Source organism: Amycolatopsis sp. NPDC005961, assembly GCF_040629235.1.
Lineage (GTDB): Bacteria > Actinomycetota > Actinomycetes > Mycobacteriales > Pseudonocardiaceae > Amycolatopsis > Amycolatopsis camponoti.
Genome location: NZ_JBEXVF010000104.1, coordinates 18,531 through 27,897, shown reverse-complemented (window position 1 = coordinate 27,897; position 9,367 = coordinate 18,531). Strand labels below are relative to the sequence as shown.

5 protein-coding genes are annotated in these 9,367 nt (G+C 72.4%); 1 reads left to right on the top strand and 4 read right to left on the bottom strand.

Features of this window, described 5'->3' with window-relative positions; translation table 11 throughout:
* Positions 1–108: 108 nt before the first annotated feature.
* Complete coding sequence (locus tag ABZ342_RS45740; RefSeq protein WP_360487420.1) at positions 109–1,437, bottom strand: aspartate aminotransferase family protein; 1,329 nt, start codon at positions 1,435–1,437, stop codon at positions 109–111.
* 86 nt (positions 1,438–1,523) lie between these two features.
* Here ABZ342_RS45740 and ABZ342_RS45735 point away from each other — a divergent pair, with 86 nt between their 5' ends.
* Positions 1,524–2,429 carry a LysR family transcriptional regulator gene (locus ABZ342_RS45735; RefSeq protein ID WP_360487418.1) on the top strand — a complete coding sequence of 302 codons (906 nt, stop codon included), beginning with the start codon at positions 1,524–1,526 and terminating at the stop codon, positions 2,427–2,429.
* Positions 2,430–2,436: 7 nt separating this feature from the next.
* Here the strand turns inward: ABZ342_RS45735 and ABZ342_RS45730 are convergent, their stop codons facing one another.
* The 3 genes from ABZ342_RS45730 to ABZ342_RS45720 are packed head-to-tail and all read right to left on the bottom strand — an operon-like array spanning position 2,437 to position 9,358.
* Positions 2,437–4,611 carry a hypothetical protein gene (locus ABZ342_RS45730; protein WP_360487415.1) on the bottom strand — a complete coding sequence of 725 codons (2,175 nt, stop codon included), beginning with the start codon at positions 4,609–4,611 and terminating at the stop codon, positions 2,437–2,439.
* A complete protein-coding gene (locus tag ABZ342_RS45725) occupies positions 4,608–7,445 on the bottom strand; it encodes an ATP-binding protein (RefSeq protein ID WP_360487413.1) in 2,838 nt (945 codons plus the stop codon). The genes ABZ342_RS45730 and ABZ342_RS45725 overlap by 4 nt, the downstream gene beginning before the upstream one ends.
* The gene (locus ABZ342_RS45720; RefSeq protein ID WP_360487411.1) at positions 7,445–9,358 is read right to left on the bottom strand and encodes a hypothetical protein; all 1,914 of its coding nucleotides are present in this window, start codon (positions 9,356–9,358) and stop codon (positions 7,445–7,447) included. Before ABZ342_RS45720 ends, ABZ342_RS45725 begins: the two co-directional genes overlap by 1 nt.
* Positions 9,359–9,367: the final 9 nt, after the last annotated feature.

The following is a 9,367-nucleotide window of genomic DNA, read 5'->3' as shown; positions in this document are numbered from 1 at the left end:
ATCGGCAGCACCCGCGACGAGGTGCGCGGCTGGGCGTTGCCCTTCCGCACCGCGACCCCCGCCCAGTATTCGCCGGCTCCCCGGGCCGGCAAGGGGGCTTTTCGCTTGTCAGAGGGTTTTGACGGCGTCCCCGATGGCCTCGTCCAGGATCGACAGGCCCAGGGAGATCTCCTCTTCGGACGCGGTCAGCGGCGGCGCGATCCGGAACACCCCGCCCATCCCGGGCAGCTGCACGATGTTCATGTGCAGCCCGAGCTCGAGGCAGCGGGCGGTGACGCGCGCGCCCAGCTCGTCCGAGCTGCGCTTCGTCTCGCGGTCGACGACCAGCTCCAGCCCGGCCAGCAGGCCGCGGCCGCGGATGTCGCCGACGACCTCGTGCCGGTGGGCGATGCGCTCGAGTCCGTGTCGGAGCAGGCTGCCGAGCTGGAGCGCGCGTTCGTCGAGGTGGTCGCGCTGCAGTACGTCCAGGACGGTGTTGCCGACGGCCGCCGGCAGCGGGTCCGCGACGTGCGTGGTGAAGAACAGGAACCCGCGCTCGTGGGCCGCCTGCTCGATTTCGGCGCTGGTCAGCAGGGCCGCGAGGGGCAGTCCGGCGCCGAGCGTCTTCGACAGCGTCAGGATGTCCGGGACGATGCCGTCGCGCTCGAACGCGTACCAGTTCCCGGTGCGGCAGAGCCCGGTCTGGGCTTCGTCGAGGATCAGGAGCATGCCGCGTTCCCGGCACTTTTCCTGAAGCGCGGCGAAGTAGCCGACGGGCGGTTCGATGATCCCGCCGGAGCTGAGGATCGGCTCGACGATGCACGCGGCGAGGCTCCCGACCGACTGCGCGTCGATCATCTCGAACGCGAAGTCGAGCTGGCGCCGCCAGTCCAGCTTGCCGTCGGCGTCGGTGAAGTCGGGCCGGTACGCGTTCGGCGCCGGGATGGCGAAGTTGCCCGGCGCGGCAGGGCCGTAGCCCTTGCGGCCGGCGCTGTAGGTGGCGTTCGCCGCGGCCTGCGTCATGCCGTGCCACGACCGCGCGAACGAGACGATCTCGTGCTTGCCGGTGACGAGCTTGGCCATCCGGATGGCCGCCTCGTTGGACTCGGCGCCGGTGGTCAGCAGCAGCGCCTTCTCCAGCGGTTCGGGCAGCGACTCGGCGAGGCGCCGCGCGAGGTCGACGACCGGGCGGCTCAGCATGCCGCTGAACAGGTGGTCGAGCTTCGCGGCCTGCCGCCGGACGGTGTCGACGATCTCCGGGTGCGAGTGGCCCAGGATCGCGCTCATCTGGCCGGAGGTGAAGTCGAGGATGCGGCGGCCGTCTTCGGTGAAGACGAAGCTGCCTTCGGCGCGGTCGATGATCTCGTGGGTGAACGCGCCGCCGTAGCGCACCAGGTGCTTGTCGGCGTCGGCCCAGAAGGCGTCGGACGTGGACAGTTCGGAGGTCGGAGCAGCCATGCATCGACGGTAAGTCCGGTGTGAGCGTCACGTCCATCTCACGATTCCGGCTTTCTTGTTCGGTTCTGCCGCACAAGAATGGGGTGATGCTGAACCCGTGGCGCCTGCGGCTGCTGAGCCGGCTCGACACGCTGGGGACGGTCCGCGCGGTGGCGCAGGACGCGAACCTGAGCGCGTCCAGCGTGTCGCAGCAGCTGGCCGTGCTCGAAGCGGAAACCCGCACCCAGCTGCTGGAACGCACCGGTCGCAGAGTCCGGTTGACGCCGGCCGGGCTGATGCTGGCGCGGCGCGCGCGGGCGATCCTCGACCACATGGACACGGTCGAGGCGGAGCTGCGCAGCCTCGGCGAGGAGCCGGTCGGCCAGGTCCGGCTGGGGGCGTTCCAGAGCGCGATCCACACGATGGCGGTCCCGGCGGTGACCCGGCTCGCGAGCGCGTACCCGCACCTGGAGGTCGAGCTGCTGGAGCTGGAGCCGCACGAGAGCATCCCGGCCCTGCGCGGCGGCGACGCGGACGTGATCATCACGACGACCGACTTCGTGCAGCAGCCGCTGGGCCCGGACCTCGACATCGTCCCGCTGGCGACGGACCCGATCGTGCTGGTGACGTCCGCGGAAGGCCCCCGCGGCCCGGTTTCGCTGTCCGCCTTCGCGGACTCGCCGTGGGCGCTGGACGTGCCGCGGTCGTACATGGCGAACTTGACGCTGCGCCTGTGCCGCGAGTCGGGTTTCGAGCCGCGGGTGGTGTGCCGGTTCAGCAATTACCTGATGACGTTGCAGCACGTCGAGGCCGGGTTGTCGATCGCGCTGCTGCCGGAGCTGGCGGTGGACCGCCGGTACCGGGTGTCGACGCGCGAGCTGGCCTCCCCGGTGACGCGCACGATCGCGGCGGTGGTGCGCCGGGGGACCCCGCTGCGCGCGGGGGTGAACGTGGTGCTGGACGCCCTGCGGCAGCCGCCGGACCTCCCGGCTCTGACGGAGTGGAGCCAGTAGCCGGGGGCTACTTCTTCTCGTCTTCCTCCTCGGGTGTCTTCGGGGTTTCGCCCTTGCCGTCGTTGCCGGAGATCCGGTTCCACGCGTCGCGGACGAGAGTTTCGACGTAGAGCTTCTTCTGGTCGGGGTGGTTGAACGCCTCGCCCACCAGCGGGGCCACGACGTCGAAGCCCGTGCCGACTCCGCTGACGATCTCCCCGGCCGGCCCTTTCACCACCGGTTCGAGGAGGGTGGCGACGTCTCCACCCTTTTCGAGCAGCTGGTCACGGGCCTCGGCCAGCCGGCTCTTCTCCTCGACGGGCTCGCCCGGTTCCTGGCTGTCGGGTGGTGCGTCGCTGCCGTCCGCGTCGGGTGGTGGTTGCTCCGCATCGCCGGACTCGTTCGGTTCGGCTGCCGACATCCGCGGAGACGGCTGGTCGGGGTGATTCGTGTCCGGTGGCTCGGATCCGTCCGGCGTTCCTCGCGGGTCTTCCGGGTGCTCCTGGCCGGCCGGCGATTCCGGGTTTTCCGGCGGGTCGGGAACTTCGGACTCCGGTGACGGGCCGAGTTCCGGCGCGGCCGTCTCCGATTCGCGGCCGCGTTCGGAGAGCTTCTGCTTGATGGCCGCGGCGAGCGCGACGCCGGTTGCGAGCAGGGATCCGATCGGGTCGGCGGTGGCGTTCTGGGACTCCGGGGTGACCGGGTCGACGCGGTCGTGCTGCTGGCTGGTGACGGTGTGCGTCTCGTCGTGCTTTTCGGTGACCGCCTCCGCCCCTTCGATGAGGCCCGTCACGGTCTCGGCGAGGTCGCCGGCGTCTTCGGCGGACTTCTTGGCCGCGGTCTCCTCGGGCTCGATGTCGTCGGCTCGTTCCGTCTTGCGCTCTTCGCCGGTCTCCTCGTGGGTTTCGTCGCCTTCGGACGCGTCGTCGTCTTCGTTCTTCGCCGCGCTGTCGCCGTCCGGCGAGAAGTGCTCTTGCCACGCGCCGCCGGTGGTGTCGCCGGGCACGTGCTCGCGCGGCTGAGCGGGAGTCGCGTCCGGGTGCCCGAGTTGCAGTTCTCCGGTCCGGGGGTCCCAGGAACCCTCGTAGGGGTCGGCCTTTTCGGCCGTCGCCGACATCTCCGGGGAGTTCGTTTCGAGCGGCCGAGCGCCCAGTTCCGTCTCCGCGGGCGAGACGATCGTCTGCTCCTGGGGACGGATCATCGGCGTTTCGACGGACGACCGCTCGGGGCCGGGAACCTCCGGCCGTGCCTGATCCGGGGCGATCTCCGGGCCCGTGTCCGCCGACGGGATTTCCTGGCCTTGCGCCGGTTGCTCGACGCGGGTGCCGGCCGACGCGGACGGGCTGTCGCCGGCCGGGGTGCGCGGGGTGAGTTCCCGTTCTCGCTCGAAGTCGCCTTCGGACTCGGCCTCCGCGTCGCGCTCGGCAGCGGATTCCGTCTCGGCCGCCGTCGCCGGTTGTTCGGTTCCCGCCTCGGACGAGTTCCACTGGCCGTCCCAGCGTGGGTCGTCCGGCTTCAGTTCGCGTTCGCGCTCGGTGTTGTCCGGGTCGTCGGCGCCGGTGTCTTCCGGGTCCGGTTGTTCGGGCTCGTCGGCGTCGTTTTCCGGGCGCTCGGGTTCGGGCTGCTCCGCGGGGTCCGGTTCGTCGTCCGGTGGGTCGTCGGCGGCCTGGTCGTCCTCGGGTTGCTCCGGCGGGGGTTGGTCGGCGTCTTCCGGTTGTTCGGCGGGCGGCTCTGGGTCGTCGGAGGCTTGGTCGGGCTGCTCGGCGGGGTCGGGCCGGTCGTCTGGTGGGTCGTCGGACGCTTGGTCGGGCTGCTCGGCGGGGTCGGTTTCGTCGGGTTGCTGGTCGGCTGGTTCTGGGTCGTCGGGTTGGTCGGCGGGGTCGGGCTGGTCATCCGGCGGGTCGTCCGCCGCCTGGTCGTTCTCGGGCTGCTCGGCAGGGTCCGGCGGGTCGTCCGCCGCCTGGTCGTTCTCGGGCTGGTCGGGCGGGGGCTGATCGGCGTCGTCCGGCTGCTCGGCAGGGTCTGGCTCGTCGTCCGGCGGGTCTTCGGGCGCCGCGTCCGGGGTGGGCTGATCGCCGGACTCGGCCGACTCCGGGGAAGGGTCCTCGTCCTCCGGGGGGCCGTCCGGGCGGTCCTCGCCCGTGTCCGCCGGCTCCGGGGGTGGTTCCGGTGCCTCCGACGACCCGTCGCTCGTCTCGCTCATCGTGCGGTCCCCTCGTCGGCCTTCAGTCGGAGCACTCGGTCGGCGCGGAAGGCGAGGTTCAAGAACCCCGTCGCCGCCGCGAAGCGGGCTGCTTCGGTTCTTGCGTTGCTGAGCTGGGAGGCCGCCTTCATGATCGCCGTCGGGTGGGTGGTGCCCAGGATCGTCGGGTCGTCGTCGTGCCAGTGCTCCGGGCGCAGGCGGAGTGCCGCCAGCTGCTCCGCGCTCGTCTCACCCTCGAGGACCAGGCCGCGCGCCGCCCAATCCGGGGTCGACGGGTGCGGGCCTGCCTCCGGGGCCGCCGCCTTCAACGCTCGCAGCACGTCGAACCAGCGGCTGCGGCCCGCCTGCCAGCGGACCTCCGTCCCGTCGCAGCTCGACGGAGCACCGGCCAACGTCCGGCGGGCGCTCGATGCCAGGTGCTCGATGAACTCCGCCGCCGCGTTGTACCTCGTAATGCCCGCGTACCGCGCGTCCACCGCCGTCTGGACGCGGTGCGCCACCGCGCATTCCAGCGTCCGCTCGTCGTACGCCGCCCGCAGTGAGGCGATCCAGGCAGCGGACGGCGCCGGCGCGGGACGGCCCGCCAGGTGGGCGACCGTCAGCAGTTCCAGCCACAGCACCAGCTGCGGGTCCTCGTCCGCGCGGTGCACGGCGTCGCCCAGCTCCCGAAGCGAACACGGGCGGGCCGCACATGACTGTCCACAAGCGACACTGCGAACCGAAGCCAACGCCGGTGACGTGGACACCAGCGAAGCGTCCTCGAGAGACTCCCTCAGCGGCATGGAAAGCCGCAGTGGGCGGTCCATTCCGTCGGTGAACACCGCCGCGCGACCCGGGGGCAGCGTCACGACGTGCCGGGACTGGGCCTCGCTCAGGTTCATGGTCGCCCCGACCGCGGAACGGTCGTCCGCGGCCGGCAACCGGTGCAGGATCTTGCACGCCGTGTTCTTGATGACGTCCGGGACGATCTTGCCCGGGATCTGCTCGGCGACAACGATCCCTTCGCCGTACGCCCGGATCTCCGCCAGCAGCGACGTGAACAGCTCCACCGCGTGCTCGGTCGGGCTCCCCGGCTCCGCCCGCTTCAGCAGCCGGTGCGCCTCCTCCAGCACCAGCACGTGCCGGAGCCCCGAAGAACCGGCCACGTGGTGGACGCGCAGGTGCTCGAACAGCCGGATCAGCACCGCGCCGATGAAGAACGCCTTGTCCATGTCGGACCCGATGTCCTCGATCTCCAGGACGACGTTGCCGCGCAGCAGCTCCGCGACGTCCAGCGGGTGGCCGCCCTCGAAGAACCGGCCCGGCGTGCCCAGCCGGAGGGAACCGATGCGGACGTCGACGAAGCCGCGGACGTTGTCGGCGACCTCCTTGCCGTAGCCGATGCCCTTGACCACCTCGATCGCCGTCTTCTGCAGGTCGCCGAGGCTCGGGTACTTCACCGGCCCGACGCGCCCGCGGACCTCGCCGGTCACCGGGTCCCAGCCCTGGTCGACGTAACACCGGGTCAGCGCCTGCGCGAGCACCTGCGGGAACGGCTCGTCCGCGTCGAACGCCGCCATGAACAGCGCGCGCGTGAGGTCGAGGTGCGTCTGCAGCGGGAAGCCCGCCGCCGGCTCGAGCGGGTTGAGCCCGGCCGGGTACGCGTCGGGGGCGCCCGGCCGGATCACCGTGACGCGCCCGTCCGGCCCGAGCCGGCCCGCCATCGCCGCGTACTCGGCCTTCGCCGGTTCGATGACCAGCCACGGGACGCCCGCGGCGTGCAGGCCCTCCAGCAGGTGCCGGACGGTCTGCGACTTGCCCGAACCCGTCGCGCCCGCGACGAACGTGTGCCGGTTGAGCGTGTCGAGCGCGACGCGGAACTCGCCGGCCGGCTGGTCGGCGTCGTCGAGGACCGTGCCGAGCGGGATCTCGCCGGTGAACTCCGGGGTGACGTCGAACAGCGGCGGCTCGGTCATCCGGATGCCCGGCAGCTCGCGCCGCGGCGGGCGGGCGATCGCGGCGACGAACTCGCCGGTCGCCGAAAACGGGGAGGCCAGTACACCGGACGTCCGCGTCTCCCAGACCGAGGTGAACGAGGCGCACTCGGTGCCCGGCGTCAGCACGTACGGCAGCGCGTCGAGGTCGCTGGCGCTGCACAGCAACGCCGCCGCCGCGCGGGTGCTCGCCTCGTCCGGGCCGCCGACCAGGACGTGCACGGTCCACAGGCCCGCGGGCCGCGCCCGGGACAGCTCCCGGTACCGGCCTTCCGCCCGCAGCAGCGCGATCCGGTCCGGCTCCGAGTTCTCCCGCTGCCGCAGCCGCGGGATCGTCGTCTCGAGCCCGAGCAGCTCCCGTTCGACGGCCTCGGCGCCCAGCGGCTCGGCGACGACGAGCCAGGCGAACTCGCCGGGCAGGTGGGCGACGTAGTCGTCGAAGCCGCCGCGGCCCGGCGCGTCGGACCCGGCCTCCGGTGTCCACAGTGGATCGGGACCGCCCGCGCAGCGCGTCCACGCGGGCAGCGCCGCCCAGTCCGGCGTGGGCACCGGCGTGCCGAGGCTGCCCGGCGGGTAGAGGATCGGCACCGGCCCGTCAGCCGGCCGCGCGACCGGCGAGTGCGGGCGCCCGCCGACCAGCACGCGCAGGGGCCGCGCTCCGCCGGTGCGCTCCCAGGCGACGGCGAACGCCGCGTCCGGGCCGCGGAAGCGCAGGTCGGCGTGAGCCGCGGTCAGCGCGGCGAAGAGCTGGGCCGGGGCGCGGCCGCCGGTCTCGTCCGGCCGGTCGACGCCCGTCGCCAGGTCGTCGCCGCGGGGGACGGACAGCAGCCGGTGGAAGCCGAAGCCGTCGAGCGGGGACATCAGCGCGGCAGCGCGTCGCGGGCGACCCGGTCGAGCAGGACGATGCCGGGGTTGCAGTCGCCCATGACCACCCGCCGTCCGGTCGGACCGGCCTCGACCAGCACGAACGCCGTCGGCGCGAGTGACTGCAGCGCGGTCGGCTCGACCTGGAACTCGTACACGCGGGCCCGGGTCTCGCCTTCGCTGCGCGAGATCGCCTCGGACTGGTTGACGGTGTCCTGCCAGTTGCTCTCGCGCGAGCTCGACGAGCTGGTGTTCCGGCTCCAGTTCGAGCCGGACGACCACGACCCGCCGCTGCCTCCGCTGCCGCTGGTGAAGCTGCTGCTGCCACCGACGCTGTAGCCGCGGCTGTTCGACGAGCCCACGGACCCGCCGGTGCTGGACGAGTTGCCCTCGGTGAAGGTCTTGCCCATTTCGGCGGTCAGCTGCGAGAGGACGAACTTGTAGCCGCGGCCGATGAACTCCGCCGCGTTCGCCGCCTCGTTCGCGTTGCCCAGCTGCATCAGCAGGCTGACGCTGCCCGAGCTGCCCAGCAGCTTCTGCAGGTCGTCGCGCAGGTGGCGGAGCAGGAAGACGAGCCGGACGCCCGCGCGCCGGGCCTGCTGGGCCATCGCTTCGAGCGCTTCGAGGCCGATCTGGTCGGCGCCCGCGACGACCAGCACCTCACGGCCGGTCGTGTCGCGGGAATGCAGCTCCTGCAGCGCGCGGTGGAAGACCACGTGGTCGAGGAACCGCTTGTGCCGGCCGATCTTCGTCCGGGTCGCGACGACGGAGAGGCCGCGCGAGGGCCAGCTCGCGCGGAACCCGGCGGGCGCGCCCTCGACGGCGCCCTCGGTCCGCGCCAGCCCGCGGATCTCGCCTTCGAGCGCGATCAGCTCGTTGCGGACCTGCTCGGTGTTGCCGACGGTGTCCACGTAGGAGTTGAGCTTCCGCAGCTCCTCGGCCGACAGCGTCTCGTCGGAGCCCGCGTCGTACACCCGGCGCAGCACCTGCAGCCCGGCGACGAGCTTGGTGAACGTGACCGGCCCGCTCAGCCGCTCGGCGACGGTGGTGAGCAGGTCGGCGTGCAGGCCGCGCAGGTCCTGCCCCAGCGCCGTGCGGTTCAGGTTGTACATCGCCTCGGCGAGGACCTCGGCCAGCTCGTGCGGGTCGAGGTCGGCGAGCAGGCCGAACGCGCCGAGGTCGCGCGGCAGCTCGTGCACCGCGACCTCGTAGCCCCTGGCGGCCGCGGCGATCGCCAGGTCGTCGCCCACGGCCATGTCGGTCAGGTCCAGCAGCAGCATCGACGCGCCGCCGGCCAGCTGGGCCGCGCCGCTGGTGGCGAGCAGGCTCGCCCAGCCGTCCTCGGTCCCGCCGAAGACGTCGATCCGGCTCGGCCGCGAGCCGAGCTTCACCGGCTGCCACAGCATCGCGGAGCCGAAGCGCTCGCGCTCGCGGCGGTCGTGCTCGGCGACCCGCTGCTCCCACGCGAAGTGGGCCTGCTTGTACGACTCGAGCGCGCGGTTGTAGTTGGACTCGTAGCCGCGCTTCATCACGGTGAACCGCCGCCGCGTCCGGAAGAAGTGCACGACGGCGAGCAGGATGCCGACGCCGAGCACGACGGTCGTGGTGATCTCGGCGGCCAGCGGGATCGTCTTCGAGACGGCGTCCATCATCCCGCCGACCAGCACGACGAGGACGAACGTGAGCGCGAGCCAGCCCAGCAGCCCCAGCCACGCGCGCTTGCTGCGCTTCTGCCGGAACTGGTAGTCGTGCGGTGCGTACACCTGCTCGGCGACCGGCGGTGCCGCCGCCTCCGGGCTCACGGTGACCGCCGCCGGCGGGGTGAACTCCCAGCCCCAGTTTTCGCGTGCCCCGAAGAGCCGTTCCCACATTTCGGTCGTGCCGCCGACCGCAACGTCCCGCCCCTGCACTGGCCCCTC

Bases quoted from the DNA above. Each gene is read 5' to 3' on its own strand.
- ABZ342_RS45740 (WP_360487420.1), bottom strand. From the start codon at position 1,437: ATGGCTGCTCCGACCTCCGAACTGTCCACGTCCGACGCCTTCTGGGCC.
- ABZ342_RS45735 (WP_360487418.1), top strand. From the start codon at position 1,524: ATGCTGAACCCGTGGCGCCTGCGGCTGCTGAGCCGGCTCGACACGCTG.
- ABZ342_RS45730 (WP_360487415.1), bottom strand. From the start codon at position 4,611: ATGAGCGAGACGAGCGACGGGTCGTCGGAGGCACCGGAACCACCCCCG.
- ABZ342_RS45725 (WP_360487413.1), bottom strand. From the start codon at position 7,445: ATGTCCCCGCTCGACGGCTTCGGCTTCCACCGGCTGCTGTCCGTCCCC.